Origin of the sequence: Pseudocitrobacter corydidari, assembly GCF_021172065.1 — a bacterium.
Lineage (GTDB): Bacteria > Pseudomonadota > Gammaproteobacteria > Enterobacterales > Enterobacteriaceae > Pseudocitrobacter > Pseudocitrobacter corydidari.
The window spans coordinates 2,718,001-2,733,086 of sequence record NZ_CP087880.1 but is presented as its reverse complement, the minus strand read 5'-3'; the positions used below and the strand labels follow the sequence as shown (position 1 = coordinate 2,733,086).

Genomic DNA, 15,086 nt, shown 5'->3' with positions numbered 1-15,086 from the left:
TCGGGTGTGCTTAAAGAAAAATTAAAATAAAAATTAAGAGTCTCATTTTTTGTGTCGCCTTTTATTCTGATTGTGCGTTTTTTATTAGGGGTCACATAAACCAATGAGGAATAATCTGGTTATTATTAGTGAGTCTTATCGGATGAGTCCTATATTTTTATGCTGAGAGATAAAAAAAGACGTAAAATAAAATTTAATTTCCCCCTGGACGTGGCCGTTTTACCTAATCAGTAACAGTAAAGTGCCTGACGGACAGGTCACCCAAGGAGAAAAAATAATGTCCCTTTCTATCTTCACCAGCTCTGCTTCTATGGCGTCTACCAACGCACTGAATAAATCAAACAGCATGTTATCGACTGCGATGGAACGTCTGGGTACCGGTAAGCGTATTAACTCCGCTGCCGATGATGCGGCTGGTTTGCAGATTGCAACCCGTCTTCAGGGCCAGACCAATGGTATGGCCGTTTCCCAGCGTAACATCTCTGACGCGACGGCGCTGATGCAGACGGCGGAAGGTGCGTTCGACGAAGTGAGCAACATTATGTACCGCATGAAAGACCTTGCTACGCAGGCGGCGAACGACACCAACACCACTGATGACCGTTCCGCAATCAATGCGGAACTGAACGACCTGAACGCCGAACTGAAAAACATCATGGGCAACACCTCTTACGCGGGTGATAAGCTGTTCGGTTCCAACGGTAAATTCGCTGACGCACTGAACTTCCAGATTGGCTCTTCTTCTGGCGAAACCATGACTATCGATCTCTCTGGCGAACTGGGCGGCGCGACTGGTGGCCTGTTTGATGAGACGACCGGTTTTGCGTTTGGTGACTGGTCTAATACTGCGTCCGGTATTGAACTGACTGACGCAGCTGGCGCGAAAACCATGATGGATCAACTGGAAACCGCACTGAATGACGTCGGTGCTGTACGTTCCAAAATGGGTGCGAGCATTAACCGTCTGGGCCACACGGCGTCCAACCTGGCGAACATGAAAGACAACACCGAACTGGCGTTGAGCAACATTCAGGATGCGGACTTCGCCAGCGAAGCCTCTTCTATGACGCGTAACCAGATGCTGGCGCAAACCAGCATGTCCATGCTGAAGCAGTCCAACAGCATGTCCAGCATGGTGATGTCACTGCTGGGTTAATCGGTCGCGCTTTTTGTGCCGAGATCAGGCCGTATCCTTCAGGGGTACGGCTTTTTTTATGCCTGCTGACTGGCGGGTGTAAAAAAATGTCAATCAGAGGATATTCGATTTAATTTTTAAAACCTGTGTGTCGTTCTTATTAATCAGAGCAACTGAATACTGATTTTACAAAAGGAATCCACACAATGGCACTGTCAATTTTTACTAACTCCGCTTCTATGGCTTCCACGAATGCGCTGAATAAATCTAACAGCATGCTGTCCACCGCGATGGAACGCCTGGGCACCGGTAAGCGTATTAACTCTGCGGCTGACGATGCGGCAGGTTTGCAGATTGCGACCCGTCTTCAGGGTCAGAGCAACGGTATGGCGGTTGCCCAGCGTAACATTTCTGACGCGACAGCGCTGATGCAGACGGCGGAAGGTGCGTTCGACGAAGTGAGCAACATCATGTACCGCATGAAAGACCTTGCTACGCAGGCGGCGAACGACACCAACACCACTGATGACCGTTCAGCGATCAATGCGGAACTGAACGACCTGAATGCCGAACTGAAAAACATCATGGATAACACCTCTTATGCTGGTGAAAAACTGTTCGGCGCGTCAGGCAGCAAATTTGCAACGGCACTGAACTTCCAGATTGGTTCTTCTTCCGGTGAAACGATGGAGCTGGATCTGTCTGCTGAACTCAGCACTGGCGGTACGAATGCTCTGTTTGATGCCGACGGTTTTGGTTTCGGTGACTGGAATGACCCGGCGGCCGGTATCAACCTGACTGACGCGGCGGGCGCAAAAGATATGATGGATAAACTGGAAACCGCTCTGAATGATGTCGGTTCTGTACGTTCCAAAATGGGTGCGAGCATCAACCGTCTGGGTCACACTGCCGCCAACCTGGCGAACATGAAAGATAACACCGAACTGGCGCTGGGCAACATTCAGGATGCGGACTTCGCCAGCGAAGCCTCTTCTATGACCCGTAACCAGATGCTGGCACAAACCAGCATGTCCATGCTGAAGCAGTCCAACAGCATGTCCAGCATGGTGATGTCGCTGCTGGGTTAATCCCTTCTGCAATCCCTGTAAAAAAACACCGCTGTATGGCGGTGTTTTTGTATCCGGCACTCGCTTTCCTCCTGCCGGAAATAGCGGAAAAGGATATTCCTCCCTTTTCGTAACTAACTGATTAATCGCAATTAAAAAGTTGGCACGATAGTTGCTAAATTAACGTCATGTTGAAAGCGGCGCGCGTGCCTGGAGAAACTTATTATGTCTGATTTTGACCCTACAACACTGGCCACACAGTTGGCAGGCTACGACATTCTTGCTCTGCAAACGTCTATCCAGACACAGACCACGACGCTGAGCGCGCAGAAAAAAGCCCTGACGGCGCTGCGAACAGCATTGACCGATTTCCGCACTGCGATCACCGGGCTGAACTCATCTTCGAATAACGTTCTGAAGAACACCGTCACCATGAACCAGGAGGGGATCGCAAGCATTACCGCCAGCGCCTCTGCCCGTAAAGGGACTTACAGCCTGAACGTGAAGCAACTGGCATCGGCTCAGCAGAAAAGCTACAGCGACCTGACGGACGAGGACATTAAAAACGCCACCGGCACGATGACGATTAACCTCAATGGTGAAAGCCTCGACATCGAAATGGACGACCTGAAAAGTCTGTCTGATTTTGCCAGTGCGGTGAATAAAGCCGATTTCCCGAGCGCTGATGACCCGATGACCTCCACCAGTGAACAGAATGGCGTCACTGCGTCTCTGATGCGTGTGGATGGCAAAGTGCAGTTGATGTTGAGCAGCGATCAAAGCGGTGAGAAGTACGATATCCAGCTTGATACCAGCGCGATGACCAGTGGACAGGACATTTTTGCCAGTGAAGCACTCATTACCAAAGGCAAAGATGCGAAGTTTACGCTGGGTGACTCCACGCAGGAGTATTCCAGCAGCTCCAATACACTGGATAACCTGGTCGATGGTGTGTCGATCAAACTGACCGGTACCACGGAAGACGGTAAGCCGTTGGTTATCTCTGTCGATACGGACGCTACCGGGACACAGGAACAGATTCAGGCCTTCATTGATGCCTATAACACCCTGAAAAGCACCATTTCCGGGCTGACGGCCACCGGTAACAGTACCGACGATCGCGGCGCATTTGCCGGTGACGCCAGTATTTCGTCACTTTCCAACGATCTGAGCAACATGCTGCGTAAGACCTTTGGTGATGAAAACATGACGAAGTTTGGCATCACATCGGATAAAGACGGCAAGTTGACGCTCGATAAAGACAAGCTGGAAACCCAACTGAAAGCGGATCCGCAGTCGGTCAACAACTTCTTTAACGGTAACAATGGTTTGATCAAGGCGATGGATAAATCGCTGGATAAATACCTCAACACCAGCACCGGTTTACTCAAGGGTCGTCAGGAAACACTTGATCGCCAGCAGCGCGATATCGACAGCAAAACCGAAAAAATGAATACCCGTTATGACAGCTCTTACAACCGCTACCTCAAGCAGTTTACGCAGCTACAGAAAGTCATGACGCAGATGAACAACACCATGAGCATGTTTAGCTAACTCTAAGGGAACCTAAGCTTAATGTACGGTAACGATCGGGAAGGCTACGGCCTTTACCACCAGGAAGATTTGGCCATTCAGTCTGCGGCAGCGAACCCGCATCAGCTGGTGTTAATGCTGTTCAACGGGCTGATGGATGAGCTGGTCAGGGCGAAAAGCCACATTGCAGCACACCGCTATGAGCGTAAGGCGCAGAGCATCAATAAGTGCATTGATATTCTCAATGCGTTGACCAGTGCGCTCGATTTTGAGAAGGGGGGCGAGCTGGCCCTGAGCCTGGCCAATCTCTATGACTACTGCGTCTATCGTCTGTATGACGCCAGCCACAAACTCTCTATCGCGCTGATCGAAGAGGTGGAAAACATCCTCGGTAACATCAAGGAAGGCTGGGAAAAAATGGGTCAGGCGGCATGAGTTATCTCTCTTCTCTGCAAACGCTGGCGCAGACACTGCGCCAGGTTACCGCCGATCATCAGTGGCCGGCCGTACAGCGTGTTGATGGCGAGATTGCCGCACTGTTGGGTGAGATTCAGGGCGAAACGCTGGACAACAATGAACAGCAGGCGCTTGCCACCCTGAAGCGTATTCATCAGCAGGCACGAGAATACTGCATGGGGCAACTGGAGATTGTTGAAGCCAAAATGGCGCTCTCGGTACGTAACCGTGAGGGGGCGACGGCCTACGCAGCATTTATGGATGCGGAGGATTTACGGTGACGAACATGCTCAATCTTGCGCTGGGCGCAGGTAATGCCTCTGGTACGCCGGTGCAGGCTGAACTCATCGGTGCCGGGAACGTCACCACCGGCGTGGCAAACAGCGAATCCCCGATGGCCTTCAGAGACGCATTGCTCAATGTGGTTAATACGCTGATGGTCGGGCAGATGAAGGGCGTAAACGGCAACAGCGTGACATCGCTTGCGATCCGCCAGAACGCGGACGAGAGCCACGATGACACTGTACCGGACGACACATCTTTGTTGAAGGTGGATGCCCAGCAGCAACTGCTGGATGCGCTGCTAATGCCGCGCACCCTGCCGGTAAGCATTGAGCTGGTCACGACCGGCGAGGCATCACCGACGATGTCGCCGCAACCGCCGCTGCCAGCGATGACCCGTGGGCAGATGCCAGCCGTCAGCGGTACAACGCTTATGCCGCAGCCTGCGATTTCGCTGGAAAACACCGTCGCGGCAAAGATGGAATTACCGCCCACGCCAGCGATGAGCGTGCAGCAGGTGGCCCCGCAACTGATGACAGCCGTGGCCGCCGTCACACCGGAGGTTGCGGCGCAACCTCCCGCAGGGGGAGAGGCGACCAACGTCGTGAGCCGCGAATCCCGCCTGGCGCCCTCCACGACGCTAAAGCTGGACACCGAAGATTCTCGCTGGTCGCAGCAGCTTCAACGTGTACTGGGGGAGCGGTTGCAGGTGCAGGTGAAGAATCAGATCCAGCACGCCACTATCCGCCTCGACCCGCCAGATATGGGCAAAATCGACATCTCGCTACACATCGATAATGGCCGGATGCAGGTACAAATCAACGCCAGCCAGGCGGACGTTTATCGTGCGTTGCAGCAGACCAGCAACGATCTGCGTCAGAGCCTGACCGAGCAAAACCTTGTTCAGGTCAACGTTCAGGTCTCTTCCCAGTCGGGTGGCCAGCAGCAGAGCAAAGATGCACCGTTTTCTCAGCAGCAGGCCGCTATTCAGTCGGCTTCGGAGATAGCCCCAGGCGAAATCAGAGCAGACAAGACGCGTCGTGAAGATGACTCGGTATTACTGACCGTTTAACACAAAGAACCTTATGAATACGAAAACACTTTTATTTGGCGTGATTATCGCCCTGGTCACCGCCGTCCTGGCAGCAGGGTTAACCGTTGTTGGCACGCATTTGCTGCGTTCTGACGAAAGCGCAAACGCACTGACCAAACTGTTCAGCTCCTCTAAAACGCAAGCCGTTGAGTTTGTGGAGATAAAAAATCTGGTGATCACCCTGAAAGGGAGCAACCGCACGGAACGTTATCTGCTGCTGGAACTGAATCTGGCAACAAGCAGCCCGGAGAACACCCGTAAATCGGAGGAGATGATCCCGGCGATTCGCGGTGCAACCGTCAGCCTGTTATCTGATATGGAATACAGCGCAGTACGCGCACTGACTGTTAACGAGTTGCATAACAAGCTGAAGGCGGCCTATGACGCTCGCTTTAGCAGCCTGAATATGACTGTACCGTTTGATGACGTGATCATCAGCAAAATGGTTTTCCAGTAATGAATAAGCCGTAATGGAAATGATGGATTTTATTGCCAGTGAAACGCTGACGCCCGCCGATGAAGCGCGCTATGTCAGCCAATATATACCGCTGGTCAACAAAATAGTGAAGCAACTGGCTTATCAGGTCAGCAGCGTGATCGACCGCGAAGATATGGAACAGAGCGCGTTGATGGGGTTGTTAAGCTCGTTGCGTCGCTATGGTCACCCGGATGAACAGTTCATTGCGTATGCTGCACCACGAATTCGCGGTGCGGTGCTTGATGAGCTGCGTCAGCTTGACTGGCGTCCGCGCCGCCTGCGACAGAAAACGCACAAGATCAACGATGCCATTCGTGAGGTGGCGCGTCAGTTAGGACGTGCGCCAACGTTTGACGATTTAAACCGCCATCTCTCTATTACGGCTGAAGAGTATCAGGAATATCTGCTGCTGGATTGCGCCAAAGCCCTGGAGAGTCTTGACGATCTTCTGAGCAATGACGGGCATTCGGTGGCACTGGACAGCCGTCCGCTGGAGGAAGAGATGATCATCAGCCGCACGCTACGTACCGCACTGGCCTCGCTCGATGAGCGTGAACAACTGATCCTCACCCTCTATTACCAGCACGAAATGAGCCTGAAAGAGATAGCCCTGGTCCTCGACCTGACCGAAGCCAGGGTTTGTCAGCTCAATAAAAAAATCGCGCAGAAAATTCAGTCTTTTTTCCAGAAGTGAAAGTGAAAAGTTTATGCAGAAATTCTTAGGTATTCTCATCATCATGGGTTGTGTTGTCGGCGGTTTTTTAATGTCTGGCGGGCAGCTCTCTTCGTTCTGGCAGCCTGGCGAGATCATCATCATTCTTGGCGCTGGCCTGGGTGCCATGGTTCTGGCTAACCCGAAAGCGGTGCTGGCGGAAATGTATCGCCAGTTTCGTGGCATTATGCGCAAAAACGAATACACCCGTGAATATCAGCGCGAACTTCTGATGCTGCTGTATGAACTGCTGGAACTGGTGCAGGACGGCGGCTTGAAAGTGCTGGATGAACACATCGAATCTCCGGCGAACAGCCCCTTGTTCCAGAAGTATCCGCAGATGTTGCGTGATAAAGCACTGATTACGTTTATCTCCGACAACTTCCGTCTGATGGCGATGGGGAAAATCAACGAGCATGAGCTGGAAGGGATTCTGGAGCAGGAACTCGGCGCGATGGAAGAGAACCTGCTTCAGCCGTCACGTTCATTGCAACGTACTGCCGAAGCGATGCCGGGATTTGGTATCTGTGCTGCGGTACTGGGCATCATCATTACTATGCAATCGATTGATGGTTCCATTGCGGTGATTGGCGTGAAAGTTGCGGCAGCTCTGGTCGGGACGTTCCTCGGCGTATTCTTCTGTTACTGCCTGATGGACCCGGTCGCAAACGCCATGGAGCAGCGCACCAAAAAACAGATCTCGGTTCTTGAGTGCGTACGTACCGTATTGGTGAATCACGTTGCGGGTAAACCAACGCTGCTGGCGGTTGATGCCGGACGTAAAATGTTGCCGATGGACTCAAAACCCACCTTCGCCACCCTGGATGGCTGGGTAAATCAGATGAGCGGTATGGCTGATGCGTAGTCGGGGTAAGGAGCATCACACCACGATCATTAAGCGTTCCGCGCGTAAATCCCAGGAAGGGATACACGGCGGGGCGTGGAAGGTGGCCTTTGCTGACTTTACGCTGGCGATGATGGCGCTGTTCATGGTCCTGTGGATCATGGGCGCGGTCACCGAAGAGGAGCGTAAAGAGATTGTTTCTCTGCTCAACGGGGGAGACGCGATTTTTGAAGGTCACTCGATAAGCCCCATCACGCAGAAAGATGCCGGTGGTGAACTGACCATTGTCGGCAAGCGTTCCCCAGGTAAAACCGATGCTGAAGATGCTGAAAATGAAAAAACTCTGGCGCAGCAGGCGAAGCAGGGGGAAAGCCTCGATTCTGTTAACGCCCGTTCGAACAGTGAAATAGAGGATCTGGCGCGCATCATTATGCAGATCACCTCAGCCTATGACGCGCAGGCCAACCTGAAAATGGAGATCGTGCCGCAGGGGCTGCGTATTCTGATTTCTGATGATCAGAAGCGGGAAATGTTCCAGCGTAGTAGCGCGATCCTGACGCCGTTCTTCGATCGGTTGCTGACCAAATTTGCGCCGGAACTGAACAAAATCGATAACAAAATCATTATCACCGGCCATACGGATGCAACGCGTTTTCGCGATCAGGTGCTTTACAACAACTGGAACCTTTCCGGTGAACGCGCGATGCAGGCGCGTACTGTTCTGACGAAAGGCGGGCTTGATCCGAGCCGGGTATTGCAGGTGAGCGGAATGGCGGACCAAATGCTGCTGGACCCAAATCAACCGCTGAGTTCCGCGAACCGTCGTATCGAGATCATGGTGTTGACACACTCTGCCAGTGAATCTCTGTATCAGTTTTTTGGTCAGCACGGTGAGAAAGTCATTAAGCCGCTGGTCGATAAAATCTCAAAAACCCCTTAATGAAATAGTTGTTGCTGTGAAACGTTTTTTTTCTTCTATTGCCGCTGTACCAGGCCGCCTGTTGCCCCTCTTTTTGCTGAGCGTGGCGCTACTGGCGTGGTCTGCTTATAGCGATGCCCGGCCACAACCGCTGTCGGAAAACGCGGAGCTGGTGCGAAAAAAGGCGCGTCAACGACTGATGACCAGCGTTAAACAGCGCACGGCTAATGTGCCGTTAACACCGGAACAAAAGCGCCGGGAAGCGGAACAGAAACGTGCGATCCGACAGCAAAACCGTGAAATGCTGGCGATGCACCCTCGCTGGTCGCCGGGAAGCGTCGATGCGCTCTGGGAACGTGCGCTGGATGACAAACCTGCGGCGTTACCGCACGCAGCCAAACTGCGCACGGTGCTCCAGCGCCTGCAAAAACAGCTGGGAAAACCTTATGTCTGGGGCGGCAAGACGCCCGACGAAGGTTTCGACTGTAGCGGCCTGGTGTTCTACGCCTACAACGCCGTGCTGGAGCGAAAATTGCCCCGCACAGCGAATGAAATGTACAACGCAAATCATCTGCAGTCGGTGCGCAAAGACAAGCTGAAAAACGGTGACCTGGTGTTCTTTAAAATCAGCCAGCGTCCCGGCGCCGATCATGTTGGTGTCTATCTCGGCGATGACAAATTTATCGAAGCGCCGCGTACCGGGCTGAATATTCGTATTAGCCAGTTTTCTGCGGACTTCTGGCAATCACATTATCTTGGCGCTCGCCGCATTCTTAGCGAAAAAGCAGCGCTGTAAAAAATACCCTTTAGATTGAGATATTCCCATGACTGCAACCCGTATGAAATTCGCCATTGATGATGGCTCCACCAACGTCAAAATTAGCTGGATTGAGAATGGCACTCTGAAAACGGTCGTCTCACCGAATTCCTTCCGCAAGGACTGGAAAAGTGCGGCGCTGCTGCGCGGTCAGTCGGTGTACAACTACACCATCGGAACTACCAAATACACTTACGATGCGACATCCGATAAAGCGCTTTCCACTACACATATCGATTATCAGTATGATGATCTGAATCTGTTGGCCGTTCACCATGCCCTGTTGCAAACCGGAATGATGCCGTGTGACGTCGAGATCGTGGTCACGCTACCGATTACTCAGTTCTATAACCCGGACGATTGTCAGCGTAATGAAAGCCGTATTGAGGCTAAGCGCCGTAATCTGATGCGTGATATCTCGCTGAACAAAGGTGAGTTGTTCCGTATCGTCGACGTACAGGTGATGCCGGAAAGCCTGCCCGCGGCGCTTTCTCACTTACTGAATTCCAGCGTTAACGAATTCACTAAATCGCTGGTCATAGACTGCGGGGGGACGACGCTGGATATGGGGGTGATCGTCGGTGAGTTTGACGACGTTTCCGCCATTTACGGTAACAATGAGATTGGCGTGGCGATGGTCACGGATGCGACGCGAAAACTGCTGGCCGCCGCCGACAGCGACTCCAGTTATTTGGTCGCCAATGAACTGATTAAACGCCGTCACGACATGACGTTTGTCAAAAGCGTGATTAATGATGAATCACGTATTGATGAAATCCTTGAACGCGTAGCCATTAAAATTCAGGAATTGGGCGATCAGGTAGCGTATGAAGCGAAGAAATTCGCCAAAAACCCAAACCGTGTTTATCTGGTTGGCGGTGGTGCGCACCTGATTGAAAGTGCAGTACGTGAGACGTACGCCACGCTAGGTGAGCGAGTGGTGACGATTGAGAACCCGCAAAGCGCGCTGTCGCGTGAAATCTGTCTGTATCATGCGGAAAGCGGTGTAGATCAGGTTGCTGCACCGCAAATGGTCGAGGTGGGCGACGATGAGTAACAGGCAAATTCGCCGGGTTAATCTTTCCCTGCATTTGTCGCCAGAACATTCGCGTGCGGATCTGCGCGCGATGCTGCATCTGAAAAAATGGCACGGAGAAATGAACAATACCGGGGGAAACACCAGCGACACCAGTATGGAGATCCGCCGTTTTCACCGTAATGTTTATCTGGCCGGGTTGCAGTTACAGATGCTGAATCCGCAGCTTTGCAGCCATGTTGCCGAGTCTATCGGTCGGGAAGCGCTGACGCTGGACGCGCTTTGCGCCGAATTGATTGAAGGGAAACTGTTGCCGATTGCGCGTGAAACGTCGTTACCGGCGGAGCAGGAGAGTAACCCTGAGTTCAGCAAGCAGCAGCTTCGTCAGATGCGGGCGTTAATGTCAGAGGCAACGCAGCGTAAAGATAAAGATGACGGAGAACTGGCTGCAATGCGCAGCGAAATTGCGCAACTTAGGAGCTTGCTGGAAAAACAACATGTGTTGTTACAGCAGTTGCGGATGTCCGGGCGCGCCACGCCTTCGGCTGAAAGTTCGAAAGCGAGTGGGGCGGAAGAGGTGGATTTGAGTTTGCTTGAGAATCAGTCGCAGAAAATGAAGCAGATCAAGCAGAAAGGGATATTTTAAGTCGTGCTGTTTTCGCCCTCTCCCTGTGGGAGAGGGCGGGGATGAAGGCATTAGTGCGCACTTACATCGCATCAAACATATAACTCACCGACAACCCTACGCCATAATTACGCCCCGGAGCCGGTTCGTAATAGCGCCCGTTGCTTTCGTTGACGATAACCGAGCCGACATACTCCTTATCAAACAGGTTATCGACGCGGGTATACACATCCACCACCCAGTTATCCGCCACGAACTTATAGCCGCTGTTCAGCGCCGTGACCGTGTACGCCGGAGCCTGTTCGGTATTCGCGTCGTTGGCCTGAATATCGCTCATGTAGCGCATTTCCGCACCTGCATACCAGCCTTCTTCCGGCACCCAGCCCAATGAGGCGTAAGTGCTGTTGCGGGCAATACCTGGAATACGGTTGCCGCTTTGGATCGTGCTGCTGGCGTCTTCGCGATAGGTTGCATCCAGCCAGGTCCAGGCGAATTTGGCGCGCCATGCGGTAGCAAACTGCTGATCCCACGCCAGCTCTACGCCGCGACGGCGTGTTTTCCCGGCATTTTGATAGGAGGTACGCCCGTTGTCGCTGGCGGCCACCACAATCTCATCTTTGGTATCGGTGTTAAAGACGGAAAGGCTGGCAAGCCCGGTGCCAACCTGCCACTTGCTGCCTGCTTCAACGGTAATATTCGTCGCCGGCTGTAGGCCAAAGTTCAGCCCCGATTGCCCATCAGGGCGATATGACAGCTCATTAATCGTCGGCGTTTCGAAGCCGCGCCCGGCAGAGAGGTAAACGTTCCACGTCGGCGTCATGGCGTACTTCAGCGCGGCCGCCGGAAGCCATTTGTGGTAGCTCGCTTCGCCGCTGTCGTCGCCATTTTTACCCACCACATAATGGTCGTTGGAATCAAACCATACCGAGCTGTAGCGTACCCCCGCGTCCAGACTCAGGGCGGAGGTGAGCTGCCAGTTGGTCTGAATGTACGGGTCGAGGTTCCACATCAGGTTACGCTCGTTGCGGCGCATATCGCCCTTCGTGCCCAGATCGTAATGACCGTTCTGATAGACAAAGTTTTCATACCCTTTGCGCTGCTCGGTCATTGTTTCGTAGTCGAGACCCGTGGTGATGGAGTAGGGCAGGAAGCCGCTCTCTTCGTGGTGCGTCCAGCGGGTATCAATGCCCTGGTAGCGGCGCGTTAAATCAATCACGCCGCCCGGATGCGTTTCGCTGCGCTGCTGCACAAAGTATGGAATAGACTGGTACTGCACGGTCTCCCGGATACCCGCCCAGGTCATCACGCTCAGGTCGTCGTGCTCACCCAATCCCTGCTGATAGCGCAGCCCGGCCTGCGTCTGCTTGACGGTTTTACGCATGCGATACTCTTCGCCGCGCGGCGCTTGCGCCGGGTTATCTTTCCACTCTTTGCGGGTTAAACCACCCGGATCGTCCGCGGTGATATCCACGCTGTTGAGCTGTAATGTCAGGCTGCCGGTGTCGTTGACCTTCACGCCCAGTTTGGCATTGAGCAGATTTTTGTGTGCGGCGCTGTTGTCGCGAAAACCGTGTGTAGAGAAGCGGCTGCTGGAGACGGTGTAATTCACGTCGCCTTTCTGCGTGCCGTCGCCCACCGCACCCGTGGCTTTTAACCCGGTACGCCAGGTACCGAAGCTACCGTAGTAGTTGCTGCTTTCAATCGTCGTCGGCTGGCGGCCCGTTTCTGTTTCCACGTTTACCACGCCGCCGGAGGCGTTGCCATAAAGCGCGGAGAACGGCCCGCGCAGCACATCGATTCGCTCAATCGAGCCAATATCAATATTGGAGAGTTGCCCCTGACCGTCCGGCATGGTCGCCGGAATGCCGTCCACGTACAGCCTGAGTCCGCGGATCCCAAAGGTTGAGCGCGCGCCGAAGCCGCGAATCGACATCTGTAAATCCTGGGCGAAGTTCTGGCGGTTTTGAATTTGCAGGCCCGGCACATCGGCCAGCCCTTCTGAAAGGTTAATTCGCGGTGCGGCGTGACGGATATCGTCACCGTAATTGACGGAAACGGCAGCTGGCGTATCTAACGCGGAGAGGCCGGAATGGGGCGCTGCGCTGACGATCATGGTTTGCTCACCATCACCTGTTGCGGCGTCCTGCGCATAAACGTATGAAACCGGAGACAGCACAAAGGTGGCCGCCAGCCCGGAGAGGGGCAGAGTTAATTTCATCTGTGTGTTTTTTATAAGAAAGGGAAAAAAATCAGGCGGGCCAATAGGCCCGCCTGCAAGCATATTATTTACCGGTGTATTCGAAGACGATAATCGAACCCGGGTTGCTCAGGTTGTGCGTCGGATGGTTAGACTCATCCATCACGTTGCCGAAGTTATCGGTGGCAACGAAGATTTTACGCGTATCCGGGCTGACCACCACCATGCGGTAGCGGTTGGCGGTGTGGAAGTATTTCGCCACGTCGCCCTGCACGTTTTTCTTATCGGCGTTCAGCAGAACACGATAGAGCGCGCCATTTTTCATCGAACTGACGATGATGGAGTTACGCCAGCTTTTGATGACGCCATCCGCCGGGTAGTAGGCTACGCTGGACGGTGCAATAGTCGGCCAACAAATGTACGCAGAATCCGCGCTGCAGCTGGCGTCGTTATAGGTGTAGCCCTCTTTGACGGTGAAGAAGGTTTTGATTGGCGCTTTAAAGTCAGCGGCTTTCCATTCAGTCTCTTTCTGCACCGGTACGCCTGCTGGGATATGGTTCGGGTCCCATTTCAGCGACGGGCAGTTTTCAGCTTTCGAGTAGTTTGCATAAACGTAAGCCTGATCGTCCTGGAAGCCTGCTACGTGCGGCCAACCGTAGTTGCCGCCCGCTTCCAGAATATTCAGCTCATCATCAGAGGAGGGGCCTTGTTCAGAGGCGTAAAGGGTATCGCCGACAAAGACCAGCCCCTGCGGGTTACGGTGACCATAAGTAAACAGGTGGCTTTTAATGCCGTGAATCGTCGGGTTATCTTCCGGAATAGAGCCGTCGATATTCAGACGCAGCACTTTACCGGCATAGGCGGCGTAATTTTTATTTTTCAGCTCATCCTCAGTTGGAATTCGCTGTGCATCAATAGGTTTGCAGAAATTCGCGCCCTGGTTATGCCCCTGCTCACCGATGGTGTAATAAAGTTTACCATCCGGCCCAAAGCGCAGACGCCCACCATTGTGGTCATTCCCCGCCGGGAAACCAGCCAGGATTTCTTTTTCGTTACCCAGCTTTTGCGTTTTTTCGTCATATTCCAGACGAACAATTTTGGCGTGTTCTTCATTACCGTTCATATAGGTATAAGCGGTATAAACATAATTATCGCCACCGGCTTTCATAAAGTTTGGCGATAATGCCAGACCCAGCACACCTTCGTGTTGCGGGCCGGTATGGACGCCGCTCAGCGTGATAGCGACTTTTTTCTCGCCGGTTTTCGGGTCGATGCGATCGATAGAAGCGGCTTTACGTTCGGTCACCCACAAATAACCATCCGGGCCCCACACCATATCCCACGGCGCATCCAGGCCGCTGGTCAGGACGTGCGCGGAAAACGGCTCATTGGCCTGAACTTCCGGGTGTTTTGCCGATGATGCATGACTCGTGGTTGCGGCATAGCTGACACCACACAGGGCAAGCGATAACGCTACTGCCTGGCTGATTCGTTTGGTTTTATTATTTAACATTGCTGGCTCCATACCATAGAAATAGCCTCAGACTTATCCGAGGCTATCGGGATGGAATAACTATTGTCTGTGCGTCACATTTTGTCAAACTGTGACAAGTTGTGTGAAAGGTTATGATTAATGTAACTGTAAGCGCAAAAAAGAATATAGAGTCAATTTCTCCTCTCAATGGATTAGGAATTTTACGAGTCAATGCCGAATATTTTCACAGGATGTCTGGATTGATTGAGGATAACTATTGTTAAGAGGCGAAAAAAAATATTGTCGATATGCTATTTAAATTTTTTGACTGAGTTATAAAAAATTTTTATCCATCATTTTAAAAGCCGGGAGGGAATTATCTGAAGGAAAGTTGTCGCTATTTAATATGTATGATAGC

At 52.6% G+C, this 15,086-nt stretch carries 15 protein-coding genes; 13 read left to right on the top strand and 2 right to left on the bottom strand.

The genetic code is table 11. The features are described 5' to 3' along the window. Positions 1-277 precede the first annotated feature (277 nt). The 13 genes from G163CM_RS12680 (at position 278) to G163CM_RS12620 (ending at position 11,018) form a co-directional block, all read left to right on the top strand. A complete protein-coding gene (locus G163CM_RS12680; protein WP_231825198.1) occupies positions 278-1,156 on the top strand; it encodes a flagellin N-terminal helical domain-containing protein in 879 nt (292 codons plus the stop codon). Positions 1,157-1,341: 185 nt separating this feature from the next. Then, entirely contained in the window at positions 1,342-2,223 is an 882-nt protein-coding gene (locus G163CM_RS12675; protein WP_231825197.1) for a flagellin N-terminal helical domain-containing protein, read from the top strand. Positions 2,224-2,427: 204 nt separating this feature from the next. Further along, a complete protein-coding gene (gene fliD / locus G163CM_RS12670; RefSeq protein WP_231825196.1) occupies positions 2,428-3,756 on the top strand; it encodes a flagellar filament capping protein FliD in 1,329 nt (442 codons plus the stop codon). A gap of 21 nt (positions 3,757-3,777) precedes the next feature. Further along, positions 3,778-4,170, top strand: coding sequence for a flagellar export chaperone FliS (gene fliS, locus G163CM_RS12665; RefSeq protein WP_231825195.1), 393 nt, complete (start codon positions 3,778-3,780; stop codon positions 4,168-4,170). Next, positions 4,167-4,472 (top strand): hypothetical protein, encoded by a 306-nt coding sequence (locus tag G163CM_RS12660; RefSeq protein WP_231825194.1) that lies wholly within the window; start codon positions 4,167-4,169, stop codon positions 4,470-4,472. The genes fliS and G163CM_RS12660 overlap by 4 nt, the downstream gene beginning before the upstream one ends. Positions 4,473-4,477: 5 nt before the next feature. Continuing rightward, complete coding sequence (locus G163CM_RS12655; protein WP_420851443.1) at positions 4,478-5,545, top strand: flagellar hook-length control protein FliK; 1,068 nt, start codon at positions 4,478-4,480, stop codon at positions 5,543-5,545. A 13-nt stretch (positions 5,546-5,558) separates the two neighbouring features. Beyond that, on the top strand, positions 5,559-6,023 hold the full coding sequence (locus G163CM_RS12650; protein ID WP_231825192.1) for a flagellar basal body-associated FliL family protein: 465 nt from the start codon (positions 5,559-5,561) through the stop codon (positions 6,021-6,023). Between the two features lie 19 nt (positions 6,024-6,042). Further along, positions 6,043-6,738, top strand: a complete 696-nt coding sequence (locus G163CM_RS12645) for a FliA/WhiG family RNA polymerase sigma factor (RefSeq protein WP_231828372.1) — start codon at positions 6,043-6,045, stop codon at positions 6,736-6,738. A 13-nt stretch (positions 6,739-6,751) separates the two neighbouring features. Continuing rightward, positions 6,752-7,621, top strand: coding sequence for a flagellar motor stator protein MotA (gene motA / locus G163CM_RS12640; RefSeq protein ID WP_231825191.1), 870 nt, complete (start codon positions 6,752-6,754; stop codon positions 7,619-7,621). After that, entirely contained in the window at positions 7,614-8,540 is a 927-nt protein-coding gene (lafU, locus tag G163CM_RS12635) for a putative lateral flagellar export/assembly protein LafU (protein WP_231825190.1), read from the top strand. Before motA ends, lafU begins: the two co-directional genes overlap by 8 nt. A 16-nt stretch (positions 8,541-8,556) precedes the next feature. Continuing rightward, the gene (locus G163CM_RS12630; RefSeq protein ID WP_231825189.1) at positions 8,557-9,315 is read left to right on the top strand and encodes a C40 family peptidase; all 759 of its coding nucleotides are present in this window, start codon (positions 8,557-8,559) and stop codon (positions 9,313-9,315) included. 43 nt (positions 9,316-9,358) lie between these two features. Continuing rightward, positions 9,359-10,393 carry a plasmid segregation protein ParM domain-containing protein gene (gene parM / locus G163CM_RS12625; RefSeq protein WP_420851442.1) on the top strand — a complete coding sequence of 345 codons (1,035 nt, stop codon included), beginning with the start codon at positions 9,359-9,361 and terminating at the stop codon, positions 10,391-10,393. Continuing rightward, positions 10,386-11,018: a hypothetical protein gene (locus G163CM_RS12620; RefSeq protein WP_231825187.1), complete on the top strand. Its 633-nt coding sequence runs from the start codon at positions 10,386-10,388 to the stop codon at positions 11,016-11,018. The genes parM and G163CM_RS12620 overlap by 8 nt, the downstream gene beginning before the upstream one ends. Positions 11,019-11,079: 61 nt before the next feature. On the opposite strand, the gene pqqU is transcribed toward G163CM_RS12620, so the two are convergent. After that, on the bottom strand, positions 11,080-13,215 hold the full coding sequence (pqqU, locus tag G163CM_RS12615; protein ID WP_231825186.1) for a TonB-dependent receptor PqqU: 2,136 nt from the start codon (positions 13,213-13,215) through the stop codon (positions 11,080-11,082). A gap of 64 nt (positions 13,216-13,279) precedes the next feature. Then, the gene (locus G163CM_RS12610; RefSeq protein WP_231825185.1) at positions 13,280-14,707 is read right to left on the bottom strand and encodes a glucose/sorbosone family PQQ-dependent dehydrogenase; all 1,428 of its coding nucleotides are present in this window, start codon (positions 14,705-14,707) and stop codon (positions 13,280-13,282) included. Positions 14,708-15,086 lie beyond the last annotated feature (379 nt).

Excerpts from the sequence above, each read along its gene's own strand:
- G163CM_RS12680 (WP_231825198.1), top strand. The coding sequence starts at position 278 with ATGTCCCTTTCTATCTTCACCAGCTCTGCTTCTATGGCGTCTACCAAC.
- G163CM_RS12675 (WP_231825197.1), top strand. The coding sequence starts at position 1,342 with ATGGCACTGTCAATTTTTACTAACTCCGCTTCTATGGCTTCCACGAAT.
- fliD (WP_231825196.1), top strand. The coding sequence starts at position 2,428 with ATGTCTGATTTTGACCCTACAACACTGGCCACACAGTTGGCAGGCTAC.
- fliS (WP_231825195.1), top strand. The coding sequence starts at position 3,778 with ATGTACGGTAACGATCGGGAAGGCTACGGCCTTTACCACCAGGAAGAT.
- G163CM_RS12660 (WP_231825194.1), top strand. The coding sequence starts at position 4,167 with ATGAGTTATCTCTCTTCTCTGCAAACGCTGGCGCAGACACTGCGCCAG.
- G163CM_RS12655 (WP_420851443.1), top strand. The coding sequence starts at position 4,478 with ATGCTCAATCTTGCGCTGGGCGCAGGTAATGCCTCTGGTACGCCGGTG.
- G163CM_RS12650 (WP_231825192.1), top strand. The coding sequence starts at position 5,559 with ATGAATACGAAAACACTTTTATTTGGCGTGATTATCGCCCTGGTCACC.
- G163CM_RS12645 (WP_231828372.1), top strand. The coding sequence starts at position 6,043 with ATGATGGATTTTATTGCCAGTGAAACGCTGACGCCCGCCGATGAAGCG.
- motA (WP_231825191.1), top strand. The coding sequence starts at position 6,752 with ATGCAGAAATTCTTAGGTATTCTCATCATCATGGGTTGTGTTGTCGGC.
- lafU (WP_231825190.1), top strand. The coding sequence starts at position 7,614 with ATGCGTAGTCGGGGTAAGGAGCATCACACCACGATCATTAAGCGTTCC.
- parM (WP_420851442.1), top strand. The coding sequence starts at position 9,359 with ATGAAATTCGCCATTGATGATGGCTCCACCAACGTCAAAATTAGCTGG.
- G163CM_RS12620 (WP_231825187.1), top strand. The coding sequence starts at position 10,386 with ATGAGTAACAGGCAAATTCGCCGGGTTAATCTTTCCCTGCATTTGTCG.
- pqqU (WP_231825186.1), bottom strand. The coding sequence starts at position 13,215 with ATGAAATTAACTCTGCCCCTCTCCGGGCTGGCGGCCACCTTTGTGCTG.
- G163CM_RS12610 (WP_231825185.1), bottom strand. The coding sequence starts at position 14,707 with ATGTTAAATAATAAAACCAAACGAATCAGCCAGGCAGTAGCGTTATCG.